Raw genomic sequence first — 13541 nt, 5'->3', positions numbered from 1 at the left:
CTCTCCCTCTGCCGTATTTAGCCGGCTCTATGTACCGATAGTCTGAATTTGCGACAGCTTGACGCTGCCCATGCCACCTGCAAGGTTCAACAGCATTTCGCCGCCGGTCTTGCTCAACGTCACGCTGGTCACCGTCGCGGGCAGCGAGGTCGCCAGGGCTACCGAGTCGCCCTTGTCATTTTTGGTGGTGGCCGCGAAGGTGTAGGTACCTGCGGGGGCCACTTCACCTTTGTCGTTCTTGCCGTCCCAGATGAAGTCGGAGTTACCCGCGCTCTGGGCGCCCATGTCGATGGTGCGCACCACGTTGCCATCTTTGTCAGTGATCTTGATGGAGACGTTACCCACCGCAGAGGTCACCGCGACCGAACCGGTCATGCTCTTGCTTGTGTCCACCAGGGCCTTGTCGGTCTGGGTGATGATCGAGCGCCCGACCAGCGACGATGCCTGCAGCGCTTGCGAGGAGCTGAAGTTGCTCGAGATCGCATTCACCGAGTCGTTCAGGGTATTGATGCCTTCCAGGCTGCTGAACTGCGCCAGCTGGGCCACGAACGCGCCGTTGTCCTGGGGCGACAGCGGGTTCTGGTTTTTCAGCTGGGTCACCAGCAGTTGCAGGAATGCATCCTTGCCCAGCGACTGGTTGCCCGTCGCCGCCTTGGAGGCGTCACCGACGCTGCTGTTATCTGTGGCGGTCTTGACCTTGGAGTTGAAAAGGTCCTGGACTGCCGTGTTGTTTGTCGTATCAACGATGGCCATTAGTGGCGCCCCTTATCACTGACCCAGGGTCAGGACCTTCTGCATCATGGTTTTGGCGGTGTTCATCATTTCCGCGTTGGTCTGGAACGAGCGGCTGGCGGAGATCATGTCTGCCATTTCCTCGACCACATTGACGTTCGGGTAGTAGACGTAGCCTTTTTCGTTCGCCGCCGGGTGATTCGGCTCGTAGCGGGCCTCCAGGTTGCTCTGGTCTTCCACCACACCGAGCACCTGCACGCCGGAACCTGCAGCGCCCTGGTCCTGGAACAGCGAATCGCTGCCGCCGCTCTGGCCGCCCTGGAACATGGTGGCGAACACCGGGTGACGGGCGCGGTAGGTCTGGTCAATGCTCGACGACACGGTCTCGGCGTTGGCGATGTTACTGGCGACGGTGTTCAAACGCGTGGTCTGCGCGCTCATGCCACTGCCGGCAATATTGAAAACACTGGACAGGGACATGGCTTACTCTCCACGCAGGGCTGACATCAGCCCTTTGAATTTACTGTTGAGCAGGGTGAAGCTGGCCTGGAAGTTCACCGAGTTCTCGGCGTAGGCCGATTGCTCCAGCTGGGCGTCGACGGTGTTCTGGTCGATCGATGGCTGCATCGGCGTGCGATACAGCAGCGACTCGTCACCATTGCCCAGGCCTTGCGCTTCGATATGACGGCTGTTGGTCATGTTCAAGGCGAAGGTGCCGTTCTTGGTCTTGTCCTGCTGTGCGGCGAGCACGGCGGAGAAGTCCAGGTCCCGAGCCTTGTAGTTCGGGGTGTCGGCGTTGGCAATGTTGTTGGCCAGGACTTCGGCACGCTGGGCGCGGAAGCCCAGGGCTTGTTCGTGGATACCGAGCGCTTTATCGAAGCTGATGCTCATGGCGGAAACCTTTAGGCTGACCTGCTGTTCGTTAACAGGGTTATAGCAAGGCTCATGCCAATAATTGAAAGCCCCTTAAATCGGGGGTTTAGAGGAAGGTTGCCGGTGGCAACAGCGCAAAAGCGGCAATGGATTTCCGCGAAGCGTCAGGAAAGCGGCAATCAGCATTGCCGTTTTTTCAGGGCCGAACAGCCGGGCGGTCAAAAAGCCGCCCGTGCACTGCGTGTCTGCGAGACCTGGAGATCCCCCACGTGCGCAATGCGGCAAGCAGTAATCAAGTCAAAACCAGTACATTGTCCGACCACTGGTTGCCGTTGGTGTCTGTGATTTTTCCGTGTGTAACAAGATTCCCCCTTTTTCCCCAGCGCTCTTCGACGCCCGCAATCACGGCCATCGAATGCCCCGTACCTGCTCCCCCAACATCTTTTTCTATAATGCCCACGCTGCCATTTCTCAATTCCTCAACGGTTCCTTTCCTGTAAAGCCCCTTGAAGCCCAGTCGGTCGAAAAGATCCTTGGTATATTCGCCGTTTTTCAGAGACGCCAGGGCTTTGGTGAAGTTTCCTTTCGAGCCTTCGTGATTATCGTACTCAGCCTGCTTGGCAGCGACTGCATACGCAAAGGCCGCGTTATCGCGCGCAATAGGGTCACTGCCGTCAATCCCCGCGTCCTTCCTAACCTGCATATACTCCTCGTGGGTAAACTCCACGACCTTCCCATCGCGTTTGGTAACGCGATACCTGTCGCCGAGATCTTCCACCTTCGAAAAGAGGTCAGTTGGTTTCGAACCATAACGCGCGCTCAATGCCTTAATGCCTGAGATAGTGGCGCAGTTGCCATTTTGGCTCTGAAAAAACCCTCCAAAAATATCCTTTGCCTTGTTCCAGATTCCCCCACGCGCTTTACCAGGGAGGATAGCCGCGGGCGCGTCAGCAATTGAAGAGGATAGGCCGTTAGACAAATAGGCCCCGTAGCTATAGGGCTGCTGAGATGAACCATAGTCGCTTGGGGAAAAATTGATGACTGGCGGCCTGGCGTCCTGAACGCCAAACACAGGCCCCGAACCAGTTTGTTGTGTTGCTGAACGCGCTACACGCGCAGCGGAAGGCTGTTGTTGAACAGCAGGATCAAAACCAGACCGTGCCGCAACGCGAGACTCCACCCAAATATTGTCCATAGACCTTCCCTCTACTATGAGCCGAAGAGGAATATTCAATCCCACTCGCACACCTGAAGTTTTGGAGGCGTAGGCACTTCACCCCCTTCCACAGGTTCGTGGAAAATGGCGAAACATGAGTTCCGGAAGGCTTACGCTCACCCGGGTATTCAGACTTGGCGCACAAAAAAAGAGAGCCCTTTGCGGGGCTCCCTTTTTTGTCGAAGCACACTTCAAACCGTCACTTGGCCTGGTAGATGATCCCAGGACTGCACTGCACCATCTGGTAATGATCGGGCAGGCCGTTCAGCGCTTCGGATGCGCCGAGGAACAGATAGCCACCGCGCTTGAGCGTGCCGTGGATGCGCAACAGGATGTCTTTCTTCACTTCGGCCGAGAAGTAGATCAGCACGTTGCGGCAGAACACCATGTCGAACTTGCCCAGGCTGGCGTAGCTGTCGAGCAGGTTGAACGAGCGAAACTCCACGCGGCTCTTGATCGGCGCCTTGACCGCCCAACGCCCGGCCCCTTTCGGGTCGAAGTAACGTTGCAGGCGCTCCTGGGACAAGCCACGGCCCAGGGCCAGGCTGTCGTACTCGCCGGTCTTGCAGTTGGTGAGCATGGTGCCGGACAGATCAGTGGCGACAATTTGCGCACCGGCCTTGAGCTGGCCCATGTTTGTCCGCTCGAACTCATCGATGGACATCGAGATCGAGTACGGTTCCTGCCCCGAGGAGCAGGCCGCCGACCAGATGCGCAGGCGCTGGCCCGGGCTGGCCTTGATGGCTTCCGGCAGCACCTTGCTCTTGAGCACTTCAAACGGATAGGTGTCGCGAAACCACAAGGTTTCGTTGGTGGTCATGGCATCGACCACCATTTCCTTGAGCCCGCTGCGCGGCTGGCCCTGGATGCGCTGGACCAACTCGCCCAGCGACTTGATGCCCTGCTGTTCCATCAGTTTGTTGAGACGGCTGGATACCAGGTACTGCTTGTTCTCACCGAGCAATATGCCACAGGCTTTTTCCAGGAAGACCCGGAACTGTTCGAAATCCAAATTACCCGTAGACAATGATACCGCCTCTTAAATCGTGTGACCGCCAGGGGACATCCCCTAGCCGTGATCTGCTGCCTTGATCCGGTCGACTACCCGGGCTGCCAGGTCATCAGGGCGGAATTTGGCCAGGAAGTCATCGGCACCGACCTTCTTGACCATCGCCTGATTGAATACACCCGACAACGAAGTATGCAGGATGATATGCAATTTTTGCATGCGTGGGTCATTGCGTATCTCGGCCGTGAGGGTGTAGCCGTCCATTTCCGGCATCTCGATGTCAGAGATCATCATCAAGAATTCTTCTTCCGGCTTCTTGCCTTCGTCCACCAGCTTGCGCAGGTAATCCAGCGCCTGGCGACCATCATTGAGCGCCACCACTTCCACACCGACGGTCTGCAGGCAACGGGTCACCTGCTTGCGCGCCACCGAGGAGTCGTCCACCGTCAGCACACGCAAGGAAATCGCCTTGTGTGCCGTCTCGGCGTCCACCACGCCCACGGAAATCGATTCCGAGGTCGGCGCCACTTCGGCGAGGATCTTCTCCACGTCGATGATTTCCACCAACTGGTTATCGACCCGCGTCACCGCCGTGAGGTAGTGATCGCGGCCGGTGCCCTTGGGCGGCGGATGGATCTCTTCCCAGTTCATGTTGACGATGCGCTCCACCGAGCGCACCAGGAAACCCTGGGTCTTGGTGTTGTACTCGGTAATGATCACGAACGGATTCTCGCGGTCCTGCAGGGCCGGCGAACCGGTGGCCAGCGCCAGGTCGAGAATCGGGATGGTCGCGCCGCGGATGTTGGCGACGCCGCACACCACGGGACTGGACTTGGGCATGATCGTCAGCTTGGGGCACTGCAACACTTCGCGCACCTTGAACACGTTGATGCCATACAACTGTTTGCCATCCAGGCGAAAAAGCAACAACTCCAGGCGATTCTGCCCTACCAGCTGTGTCCGCTGGTTTACTGAATCCATTACTCCTGCCATGCCTTTACTCCTACGCTAAAACCTTTGGCCTGTTCCCTAAAGGGCAGACGCGCACCCAACACTAAACGGCACGAGCTTTGCAATTTACAGATCATGGATATTAAAACGACAGTTTCCCGACGCCCCGGCTTCCCACGGTACTGCAGATTGCTCTGCGTCTCGATGGCATTGCTCGCCTTGAGCCTGGGAACCACGGCCCGCGCCGATAACGTCACCTTGCCTGATCTACTTATCGGCGTCACTCAGGGCTTTCTTGAGTTCACTGTAGAAGATTATCTGGCGACCACCCAGACACCAGGGCGTTATGAAATCCAGGTCAGCCAGCTCGATCCGCGCCTGCGCATGCCAATGTGCGACAAGGAATTGACAGCCACCCTGGAAAGTCCCGCCCAGCCCATCGGCCGCGTGACGGTGAAAGTTCGCTGCGAAGGTGCCTCGCCCTGGACCGTGTTCGTGCCAGCGCAGGTCAAACTGTTCCGCGATGTGGTGGTGGTGGCCCGCCCGCTGAAACGCACCGGCATCATCGGTTTCGAGGACGTTGTCCTGCGTGAACGCGACATCAGCATGATCAATCAGGGTTACCTGACCTCCCTCGACCAGGCCGTCGGACAGAAATTGACCCGACCAGTGGTCACCGACCAGGTCATTACCCTGGTGCACCTGGAGCAGGCGGAGGTGATCCGCAAGGGCGATCAGGTGGTAATTTCCGCCAGCAGCGGCGCGCTGCAGGTAAAGATGCCAGGCGAGGCGCTGTCCAATGGCGGCATGAGCGAGCAGATCCGGGTGAAGAACCTCAACTCGAACCGGGTGATCAAGGCGCGGGTGACGGCACCCGGCCAAGTGGAGGTGGCTTTATAGACCGCTGGTATCGGACGCCGGCTTTTCCTACACTGTGGGTTGGGTGCCGGCCTGTGCAGTTTATTGTCAATTGCGCCTAAAGTTTGTCCGGGTATGGCCGAAAACATGGCAAGCGTCCAAATACCCAGAGGTTTTTTATCATGGTCATCGATTTCAGTCGTTTGAATAACACCCCGGCAACGTCAGGCCCTACGCGTACCAGCGGTACCAAGGACAGCGTAGAAGCCAAGGCCCAGCCACTGCCCGCGAAGGCAGAGCAGGCGAGCGCCAGCCAGAGCGGGGAATCCGTACACCTGAGCAATGAGGCTCAACAGTTGCAGAAGGTCACTGACTCGCTGCGCGATCAACCGGTAGTCAATAAAGCCCGTGTGGCCGAATTGAAACAGGCAATCGCCGATGGCAGCTATAAAGTCGACAGCAACCGTGTAGCCAGCAAGCTGCTTAATTTCGAAGCCGAGCGCTAGGCACAGGCCTGCGCCGGGCTTTTGGACGCTTAAACCCCAAGGCCAGCCATGCATCACGACGAACATTTGCTTCAACTGATCATTGATGATCTAGCGCCGACGCAACACTTGCTCGAGCTGCTGAAAGAAGAATCCCTGGCACTCTTCGGCCGGGACATGCCCTTGCTGGAAGAAATTCTGGCGCGCAAACAATCGCTGATTGTCCTGCTGGAACAGCACGGCAAAAAACGCAGCGAAATCCTCATCAGCCTCGGCCTGCCGGCAGACCATGATGGCCTGGCACAATTGGCCAGCCACTCCTCGGTCGGCGATCAATTGCTGGCCCAGAGCAAAGAACTCAATCAATTGCTCGCCCAGTGCCAGGAAGCCAACCTGCTCAACGGTCAGTCGATCCAGCTTCAGCAAGCTACGACCGCCAACCAGTTGCGTATACTTCACGGCGGTGAGCCTCCGGCGCTTTACAACGCCCAGGGATCCACCTCGCGCCTGGTCAAGCCAAGCACCCGCAGCCAAGCCTGATGCCCGTTTACCGCGCGGCCTATCCAAGTCGCGCCACATACTGGCAAAATGCCTGCTCTTGCGTGTAGTCGTATTTTGTCTGGAGATGGAAGAACCGTGTTCAACGCCCTTAATGCGGAAGATGCCCCGCAGCCACCCAAGGTCCTCACCACGCCTCTGGAAATCGCCGGCACCTTGCGGATGCTGCAAGAAAGCCATGACCCGCTGATCATCACCTTCCACGAACGCAGCCAACGCTTCCAGAGTTACCTGGTGGATGTCGACCGCGAGGGCGGCACCCTGGCCCTGGATGAAATGATCCCGCGTGACGGCGAACGCCACCTTGAAAACGGTGAGCCGTTCCGCATCGAAGGCTTCCACGACGGCGTGCGCGTTGCGTGGGAAAGCAACGGCGCCATGAGCATCAGCGAAAAGGACGGCCACCGCATCTACACCGGCAGCTTGCCCGACGAGGTGGTTTACCATCAGCGTCGCAATGCTTTCCGGGCCGCCTTGAAGCTGGCTCAACTGGTCAACATCGAACTGGGCGGCGAGAAACTCAAGGCGCCGATCAGTGGCAAATTGCTGGATATTTCCGCCACCGGCTGCAAACTGCGCTTTGAAGGCGATATTTCCGAGCGCCTGCAACTGGGCCAGGTCTACGACCGCTTCATCGCCGCCCTGCCCTTTGGCAGCATGACCACCTCGGTCGAGCTGCGTTACCTGCACTTCGAAGAGAAGATCAACACCACCTTCGCCGGCGTGCGCTTCCACAACATGAGTGGCTTGGTGCAGCGCCAGGTCGAGCGTTTCGTCTACCAGCTGCAACGCGAAGCACGCCGCTTCGATAAAGACGACGATTTTTAAAGCTTGGCGTCATAAAAAACGGGCAGATCCTGAGGGGATCTGCCCGTTTTTTGTTTTCAGGGGCGTGCCCTGCTCAAATCATGGGGATGCTCGTCCGGGTCGAGCGGATCGACTGGCGCCTCGACCACCGGCTCATCAGCGGGAGACTCGGGCTCGATTTCAGGCTCTGGTTCAGGTACGGATACCTGCATCTGCTCCTGCACCACTTGCTCATCCACCCGCGGATCAAGGGCAGCCACCAATGGCGAGCTGGACATGCTGTCGGGCATCGCCACGTGGTGCAAGGGTGCGTCGTCCACCTGGTGCAGGTTGGTCACGGCTTTCGGCCGGATACGCCATACCAGGATCAGCGCACACAGGCTGAAAAACGCGTACAGCATGTGGCTGCCGAACATCTTCATCACCACACCCGCCAGCAGCGGCCCGACACTGGCGCCGACGCCGTAGGTCACCAGCAACATGGCGGTGAGCGACACGCGACGATCGCCTTCCACATGGTCATTGGAGAACGCCACGGCCAGCGGGTACAGGCAGAACTGCACCAGGGAACACACGAAGCCTGCCACGAACAGCACTTCCAGCGGCACCTGGGTCATTACCGCCAAGGGCAACGCCGCCACCGCCAGGCACAACGCAAAGCAACGGATCAACAGCGCGCGGTCGTAGCGGTCCGACAGCCAACCCAGCGGCCACTGCACCACCAGGCCGGCAAAAATGCAGCTACCCATGAACAGGCCCACCTGCTCTGTCGTCAGCCCTTGCTGAGAGGCATAGAGCGGCGCCAGGCCGTAGAACGAACCGACGATCAACCCGGCGCCGAGCACGGTACTCAGCGACTGCGGCACGCGCTTGATAAAGAAGCGCGGCTCCATCGGCGCCGGATGCAGGGGCGCCGGGTGAATGCGGCGAGTCATGGCCACCGGCACCAGGCACAAGGCAAAACACAGCGCGACCAGCATCAGCAATTCGAGGCCGAGCTGCGGGTGCATGACCAGGATCAGTTGACCGAGGACCAGCCCCAGATACGACGCGATCATATAGCCGCTGAACACCACGCCACGCTGCTTGGCGTCCGCCTGCTCGTTGAGCCAGCTCTCGATGACCATGTACTGGCACATCATCCCCAGGCCCACGATCGTACGCAGCACGATCCAGGCCGGCAGCCAATCGATCAAGCCATGGCCCAGCACCGCCGCCCCAACGATCCCGGCACAGGTGGCATAGGCACGGATATGCCCGACCCGGCCAATCAGGCGATGCCCGATCTTGCCGCCCAGCACCAGGCCAAAGTAGTTGGCTGCCATCAACGCACCCACCCACAGGCTGTCGACATGGTCGGCCGCCAGGCGCAGGGCCAGGTAAGTACTGAGCAGGCCGGAGCCGATCAGCATCATCAAGGAGGCGAAATAAAGGGCTCGAAAAGATTTCCAGATCTGGCGCATCGGCGTTCCGAGCGGCTCCTTGCGGTAAGAGACAGGGCTATCGGCATGATAGTCCGGGGTTGCAGGTTCCGGACAGGCGAAAGGCGCTGTTTCCGGGGATTATTTTGCTTCACGGTTCAGACGCTGCCGGAGGGTATGCAAGGTACAGCGTTGCGAAAAATAGCCGGCGGCACCTGCTGTGAACCTCGATCGGCGGCAAGGTTCGACTCAAGTGTGAAAAGCCCCGGCGCGCACAAAAAAGCCCCGCCAGCAGGTGCTGTACGGGGCTTGTTTGTGAACTGCGAATCTGGTGTCCCAGGGCCGGTTCGAACGGCCAACCTTCCCCTTAGGAGGGGGATGCTCTATCCAATTGAGCTACTGGGACCAATGACATCCATCAGGCCAGGGGCGCTGCGACGGACGGCGTGCATGTTAACGGCCGAGGTAGGTTTTGTCATGTCGTCCGTTGGCTTTTTGAATGTAGGCCAATCCTTGCCTGGCGCAATGCAGTTTCGGCCCGTAAACACGGGCACTTGGGCGCCATCGTGCAAAATGCACTCCCTCAAAATGCCAGCATTGCAAATTGCAACCTTTCAGCGTTTTAAAGTAGACTCAAGCCATTGATTTTATTGAAATAATAGATTGGCACGAGACCTGCAATACTTCTCCTATAAACCCCTTCAGCCACGGCGTTAAGCGGAGAACATGACCATGAACAGTGCCCTTCTGTTAGCCCTCAACACCGTTGCCCTGGCTGCACTGGTGATGTTTCATTTTCAATCGACCGGCAGCAACGACCCGGCCCAGATCAGCCAGGCGGTGCCACACCATCTGCAGCAACGTCCGCAATTGGCGGTGATGACACCCAACGCGCAATCGCCAGTGCGCCTGACCCAAGGCACCCAAGCGGCGCCTGCCTCCGAACACTGGGTTTTCTGAGGAAACAACTGATGACCAAATCTGCCTGGCTGTTCCTGTGCTTGACCGTCGCCACTGGCATCCTGGGTCTGGGTGCCGAGTCCCAGGACGGGCAAACCACCGCCTTTGTTGCGGCTGGCATCTGCGCAAGCCTGCTGCTGCTGACGCTCATCGTCGGCCGCAAAATCAAGTTTGACCCGGTGCTACGCTAACCCCCTCTCGCATCACCCCCGCCTACCTTATGTCGCCTCGTCCTAGTAAATCGGCAAATTGCCACTAGTCTTAAAGATAAGGGCAAAAGGCCACTTTGCTATACGATGTGCGGCCTTAAACCCTGTGGTGGCCTGGACTTACGGGAAGTTCCCTGGCGGGATCACTCGTGCAGAAGTTTTCCAACCAGTCCGCAAAAATGCAAATGAGTGCTGGCATAAAGCCTTTAGGCAGTTCAATATTTGTCACAGAATTGACGCCAAGGAAATGTCAAATCTGAGGCATGATGCGGCCTCTTTGCAATTAGGGTTGAACTTTGGTCGTGAGTCTTGTCTTAACACTCATCTTGCGGCCAATTCCAAAAACCGCTCCCCTGAACTAACCGGTTAAATATATGCGCCCATTGAAACAGGCAATTTATTCCAGCCGTACGGCTGACAAGTTCGTCGTACGTCTGCCAGACGGAATGCGGGAACGCATTGCCGAGGTGGCTCGCAATCATCACCGCAGCATGAACTCCGAAATCATCGCGCGCCTGGAACAGAGCCTCATTCAGGAAGGTGCGTTGGGCGACGAGTTGAGCATGCGCCTGGACAGCCCCGAGCTGTCGCTGCACGAACGCGAACTGCTGCAGCGTTTTCGTCAGCTCTCCCACCGCCAGCAAAATGCTCTCGTCTCGCTTATCGCGCACGACGTTGAGGCGGCCGCAGAAGCCAATTAAGTTACAAATGAAAGCCGAAGCCAGCCATGTGCTGGCTTTTTTTTGCCTGGAATTTGTGCAGGAGCCCGCTTGGTGGCGATCCAGGCGAGGCGGCCTGTGAAGGCAACGCTGGCAAGTCAGCTCCTAAAGAGGAACTGGCTTGCCGTGGAGGATCAGAGCAGGAAGATTGTCGCCAGACCCAGGAAGATGAAGAAGCCACCACTGTCGGTCATGGCGGTAATCATCACGCTGGCACCCATCGCAGGGTCGCGCCCCAGGCGCGCCAGGGTCATGGGGATCAACACCCCCATCAACGCAGCCAGCAGCAGGTTGAGAGTCATGGCAGCAGTCATCACCACGCCCAGTGACCAACTGCCATACAGCAAGTAAGCGACGATACCGATCACGCCGCCCCACACCACGCCGTTGATCAGCGCCACGGCCAGCTCCTTGCGCATCAGCCGCGAGGTGTTACCGGTATTGACCTGGTCGAGCGCCATGGCGCGTACGATCATGGTGATGGTCTGGTTGCCGGAGTTGCCACCAATCCCCGCCACGATCGGCATCAATGCCGCCAAAGCCACCAGCTTCTCGATAGAGCCCTCAAACAGCCCGATCACCCGCGACGCGATGAAGGCCGTGATCAGGTTGACGGCCAGCCAGGCCCAGCGGTTGCGCAACGAACGCCAGACTGACGCAAAAATGTCTTCCTCTTCACGCAGACCCGCCATGTTGAGGACTTCGGTTTCGCTCTCTTCACGAATCAGGTCGACCATTTCATCGATGGTCAGACGGCCGATCAGCTTGCCGTTCTTGTCGACCACTGGAGCGGAGATCAAGTCATAACGCTCGAACGCCTGCGCGGCGTCATAGGCGTCTTCGTCCGGGTGAAAACTCACCGGGTCGCTGGCCATCACATCGGCAACTTTCTTCTCGGGGTCGTTGACCAGCAGGCGCTTGATCGGCAACACGCCCTTGAGAATGCCTTCGTAGTCGACCACAAACAATTTGTCGGTATGGCCGGGCAACTCTTTCAAACGGCGCAGGTAGCGCAGGACGACCTCCAGGCTGACGTCTTCGCGGATGGTGACCATCTCGAAGTCCATCAGGGCACCGACCTGATCCTCGTCATAGGACAACGCGGAGCGCACACGCTCACGCTGCTGGCCATCGAGGGCTTCCATCAGCTCATGGACAACATCACGGGGCAGCTCAGGGGCCAGGTCGGCCAACTCATCAGCGTCCATCTCCTTGGCCGCAGCCAGGAGCTCGTGATCGTCCATGTCGGCGATCAGGGTTTCACGGACCGAGTCGGAGACTTCAAGCAGGATGTCGCCGTCGCGGTCGGCCTTGACCAACTGCCAGAGGGTCAGTCGATCATCCAGTGGCAAGGCTTCGAGAATATAGGCGACGTCGGCGGAGTGCAGGTCATCGAGCTTGCGTTGCAGCTCGACGAGGTTTTGCCGGTGAACCAGGTTTTCAACGCGGTCGCGATTCGGGCCATCCTGGCGGTGCGTGAGTTCTTCGACCACACGCTGGCGCTGCAGCAGCTCGATGACTTGAGCCAGGCGATCCTGCAGGCTTTCTTGAGTTTTCTTTACTTCTACTTCGGTCATAGGCGAACTCCACTCCCAGCAGCGGGGCACGCCGGAAGGATCAATCAGTCAATTCATGATTGGTAAAACGGGGTACTGAGTAACTACTGGGTAAGTCCATGGAGGTATTCCACAAGCCCCGGCGGGGCTGACGGGCGCAATGATACACCGTGCGCTCGCTTTTAACGTTAAAAAACTGGAAAGAACAAGCGCTTGCGAGCCAAAGCTGAGCATTGGCCGCATCTATGAACTGCGACGACGCAGCCCGGAAGGAAAACACAGGAAGCAGCAGAAAAAGATAAAATCCGACACAAATCCCAGACGGCAAAAAGCCCGCACTAGGCGGGCTTTTTGTTTGTATGGTGCACTCGACAGGATTCGAACCTGTGACCGCTCGGTTCGTAGCCGAGTACTCTATCCAGCTGAGCTACGAGTGCAGATTGTGTTTTTAGACCAGATCACAACTGGTTGAAGCCGAGCTACCTGCATTACTGCAACTAACTCTTAAATGGTGCACTCGACAGGATTCGAACCTGTGACCGCTCGGTTCGTAGCCGAGTACTCTATCCAGCTGAGCTACGAGTGCATTTGTTGCCGCGCATTATAGGCCGTTCAATCTCTATGTAAAGCTATTTTTTCGTTTAGTTTCAACAACTTAGCGAAAAAACCAGATTGCAACGTACTAAGCAAATAATGGCGGAGAACGGGGGATTCGAACCCCCGACACCCTTTTGAGGTGTACTCCCTTAGCAGGGGAGCGCCTTCGGCCACTCGGCCAGCTCTCCGCAACACGGGGCGTATATTAACCACGTTCATCCCCGTTTGCAAACATAAAAAACGATAAAAATTAAAGGCTTGGTTCTTCGTCCTTCTCTTTCTTGATCCGCAGGTAAATTTCCTCGCGGTGTACCGCGACCTCTTTCGGAGCGTTAACCCCGATACGCACTTGATTGCCTTTGACGCCGAGCACGGTCACGGTGATTTCGCCATCACCGATAATCAGGCTTTCTGCGCACCGACGAGTCAGAATCAGCATACCTTTCTCCTCACGCATTTCAGTTCAGGAACAACAGTCTGCAAAAAAAAGGCGTTCGACCTACGACCTGACAGTCATAGCCCTAACGACCTAAGTATTGTCGAGCGCACACAAAAGACCATGCGCCCTACAAAAAAATGAAAGGCGCGGT

General features: G+C 57.7%; 16 protein-coding genes and 4 tRNA genes. 7 read left to right on the top strand and 13 right to left on the bottom strand.

All coding sequences use genetic code 11. From position 1 onward, the window contains the following. Positions 1-27: 27 nt before the first annotated feature. From flgD to QMX97_RS08240, 6 genes are all read right to left on the bottom strand, one after another. A complete protein-coding gene (flgD, locus tag QMX97_RS08265; RefSeq protein WP_065909244.1) occupies positions 28-753 on the bottom strand; it encodes a flagellar hook assembly protein FlgD in 726 nt (241 codons plus the stop codon). A gap of 15 nt (positions 754-768) precedes the next feature. After that, positions 769-1212, bottom strand: a complete 444-nt coding sequence (gene flgC / locus QMX97_RS08260; protein WP_015885456.1) for a flagellar basal body rod protein FlgC — start codon at positions 1210-1212, stop codon at positions 769-771. 3 nt (positions 1213-1215) lie between these two features. Further along, positions 1216-1623, bottom strand: coding sequence for a flagellar basal body rod protein FlgB (flgB, locus tag QMX97_RS08255; RefSeq protein ID WP_003214246.1), 408 nt, complete (start codon positions 1621-1623; stop codon positions 1216-1218). Positions 1624-1897: 274 nt separating this feature from the next. Further along, positions 1898-2800, bottom strand: a complete 903-nt coding sequence (locus QMX97_RS08250) for a hypothetical protein (protein ID WP_162946124.1) — start codon at positions 2798-2800, stop codon at positions 1898-1900. Between the two features lie 220 nt (positions 2801-3020). Continuing rightward, positions 3021-3848 carry a protein-glutamate O-methyltransferase CheR gene (gene cheR, locus QMX97_RS08245; RefSeq protein WP_016979774.1) on the bottom strand — a complete coding sequence of 276 codons (828 nt, stop codon included), beginning with the start codon at positions 3846-3848 and terminating at the stop codon, positions 3021-3023. A gap of 42 nt (positions 3849-3890) precedes the next feature. After that, positions 3891-4823 carry a chemotaxis protein CheV gene (locus QMX97_RS08240; RefSeq protein WP_106802849.1) on the bottom strand — a complete coding sequence of 311 codons (933 nt, stop codon included), beginning with the start codon at positions 4821-4823 and terminating at the stop codon, positions 3891-3893. Positions 4824-4916: 93 nt separating this feature from the next. Between QMX97_RS08240 and flgA the strand changes: the two genes are divergently transcribed. From flgA to QMX97_RS08220, 4 genes are all read left to right on the top strand, one after another. Continuing rightward, a complete protein-coding gene (gene flgA, locus QMX97_RS08235; protein WP_065909238.1) occupies positions 4917-5681 on the top strand; it encodes a flagellar basal body P-ring formation chaperone FlgA in 765 nt (254 codons plus the stop codon). A gap of 140 nt (positions 5682-5821) precedes the next feature. Continuing rightward, positions 5822-6145, top strand: coding sequence for a flagellar biosynthesis anti-sigma factor FlgM (gene flgM, locus QMX97_RS08230; protein ID WP_065909237.1), 324 nt, complete (start codon positions 5822-5824; stop codon positions 6143-6145). Positions 6146-6193: 48 nt separating this feature from the next. Further along, positions 6194-6664, top strand: coding sequence for a flagellar protein FlgN (locus QMX97_RS08225; RefSeq protein ID WP_065909236.1), 471 nt, complete (start codon positions 6194-6196; stop codon positions 6662-6664). 96 nt (positions 6665-6760) lie between these two features. Beyond that, the gene (locus QMX97_RS08220; RefSeq protein ID WP_106802848.1) at positions 6761-7510 is read left to right on the top strand and encodes a flagellar brake protein; all 750 of its coding nucleotides are present in this window, start codon (positions 6761-6763) and stop codon (positions 7508-7510) included. Positions 7511-7566: 56 nt separating this feature from the next. On the opposite strand, the gene QMX97_RS08215 is transcribed toward QMX97_RS08220, so the two are convergent. Then, entirely contained in the window at positions 7567-8952 is a 1386-nt protein-coding gene (locus QMX97_RS08215; RefSeq protein ID WP_106802847.1) for an MFS transporter, read from the bottom strand. 287 nt (positions 8953-9239) lie between these two features. Further along, positions 9240-9316 (bottom strand) — tRNA-Arg (locus QMX97_RS08210). 326 nt (positions 9317-9642) lie between these two features. On the opposite strand from QMX97_RS08210, the gene QMX97_RS08205 reads away from it, so the two are divergent. From QMX97_RS08205 to QMX97_RS08195, 3 genes are all read left to right on the top strand, one after another. Beyond that, positions 9643-9870 carry a hypothetical protein gene (locus QMX97_RS08205; protein ID WP_065909230.1) on the top strand — a complete coding sequence of 76 codons (228 nt, stop codon included), beginning with the start codon at positions 9643-9645 and terminating at the stop codon, positions 9868-9870. Between the two features lie 11 nt (positions 9871-9881). After that, complete coding sequence (locus QMX97_RS08200) at positions 9882-10061, top strand: PA3371 family protein (RefSeq protein WP_106802844.1); 180 nt, start codon at positions 9882-9884, stop codon at positions 10059-10061. A 392-nt stretch (positions 10062-10453) separates the two neighbouring features. Beyond that, positions 10454-10780 (top strand): Arc family DNA-binding protein, encoded by a 327-nt coding sequence (locus QMX97_RS08195; RefSeq protein ID WP_003175643.1) that lies wholly within the window; start codon positions 10454-10456, stop codon positions 10778-10780. A gap of 152 nt (positions 10781-10932) precedes the next feature. On the opposite strand, the gene mgtE is transcribed toward QMX97_RS08195, so the two are convergent. From mgtE to csrA, 5 genes are all read right to left on the bottom strand, one after another. Next, complete coding sequence (gene mgtE, locus QMX97_RS08190; protein WP_106802843.1) at positions 10933-12375, bottom strand: magnesium transporter; 1443 nt, start codon at positions 12373-12375, stop codon at positions 10933-10935. 339 nt (positions 12376-12714) lie between these two features. After that, positions 12715-12791 (bottom strand) — tRNA-Arg (locus tag QMX97_RS08185). Positions 12792-12863: 72 nt separating this feature from the next. Further along, a tRNA-Arg gene (locus QMX97_RS08180) sits at positions 12864-12940 on the bottom strand. 108 nt (positions 12941-13048) lie between these two features. Continuing rightward, positions 13049-13139, bottom strand: a tRNA-Ser gene (locus QMX97_RS08175). Positions 13140-13201: 62 nt separating this feature from the next. After that, positions 13202-13390 (bottom strand): carbon storage regulator CsrA, encoded by a 189-nt coding sequence (gene csrA, locus QMX97_RS08170; protein WP_003175645.1) that lies wholly within the window; start codon positions 13388-13390, stop codon positions 13202-13204. Positions 13391-13541 lie beyond the last annotated feature (151 nt).

Origin of the sequence: Pseudomonas sp. PS01298 (genome assembly GCF_029959745.1) — a bacterium.
Taxonomy (GTDB): Bacteria; Pseudomonadota; Gammaproteobacteria; order Pseudomonadales; family Pseudomonadaceae; genus Aquipseudomonas; species Aquipseudomonas aylmerensis.
The sequence above is the reverse complement of the archived record's forward strand: the minus strand, read 5'-3'. Positions and strand labels throughout refer to the sequence as shown.

Bases quoted from the DNA above. Each gene is read 5' to 3' on its own strand.
- flgD (WP_065909244.1), bottom strand. From the start codon at position 753: ATGGCCATCGTTGATACGACAAACAACACGGCAGTCCAGGACCTTTTC.
- flgC (WP_015885456.1), bottom strand. From the start codon at position 1,212: ATGTCCCTGTCCAGTGTTTTCAATATTGCCGGCAGTGGCATGAGCGCG.
- flgB (WP_003214246.1), bottom strand. From the start codon at position 1,623: ATGAGCATCAGCTTCGATAAAGCGCTCGGTATCCACGAACAAGCCCTG.
- QMX97_RS08250 (WP_162946124.1), bottom strand. From the start codon at position 2,800: ATGGACAATATTTGGGTGGAGTCTCGCGTTGCGGCACGGTCTGGTTTT.
- QMX97_RS08240 (WP_106802849.1), bottom strand. From the start codon at position 4,823: ATGGCAGGAGTAATGGATTCAGTAAACCAGCGGACACAGCTGGTAGGG.
- flgA (WP_065909238.1), top strand. From the start codon at position 4,917: ATGGATATTAAAACGACAGTTTCCCGACGCCCCGGCTTCCCACGGTAC.
- flgM (WP_065909237.1), top strand. From the start codon at position 5,822: ATGGTCATCGATTTCAGTCGTTTGAATAACACCCCGGCAACGTCAGGC.
- QMX97_RS08225 (WP_065909236.1), top strand. From the start codon at position 6,194: ATGCATCACGACGAACATTTGCTTCAACTGATCATTGATGATCTAGCG.
- QMX97_RS08215 (WP_106802847.1), bottom strand. From the start codon at position 8,952: ATGCGCCAGATCTGGAAATCTTTTCGAGCCCTTTATTTCGCCTCCTTG.
- QMX97_RS08205 (WP_065909230.1), top strand. From the start codon at position 9,643: ATGAACAGTGCCCTTCTGTTAGCCCTCAACACCGTTGCCCTGGCTGCA.
- QMX97_RS08200 (WP_106802844.1), top strand. From the start codon at position 9,882: ATGACCAAATCTGCCTGGCTGTTCCTGTGCTTGACCGTCGCCACTGGC.
- QMX97_RS08195 (WP_003175643.1), top strand. From the start codon at position 10,454: ATGCGCCCATTGAAACAGGCAATTTATTCCAGCCGTACGGCTGACAAG.
- mgtE (WP_106802843.1), bottom strand. From the start codon at position 12,375: ATGACCGAAGTAGAAGTAAAGAAAACTCAAGAAAGCCTGCAGGATCGC.
- csrA (WP_003175645.1), bottom strand. From the start codon at position 13,390: ATGCTGATTCTGACTCGTCGGTGCGCAGAAAGCCTGATTATCGGTGAT.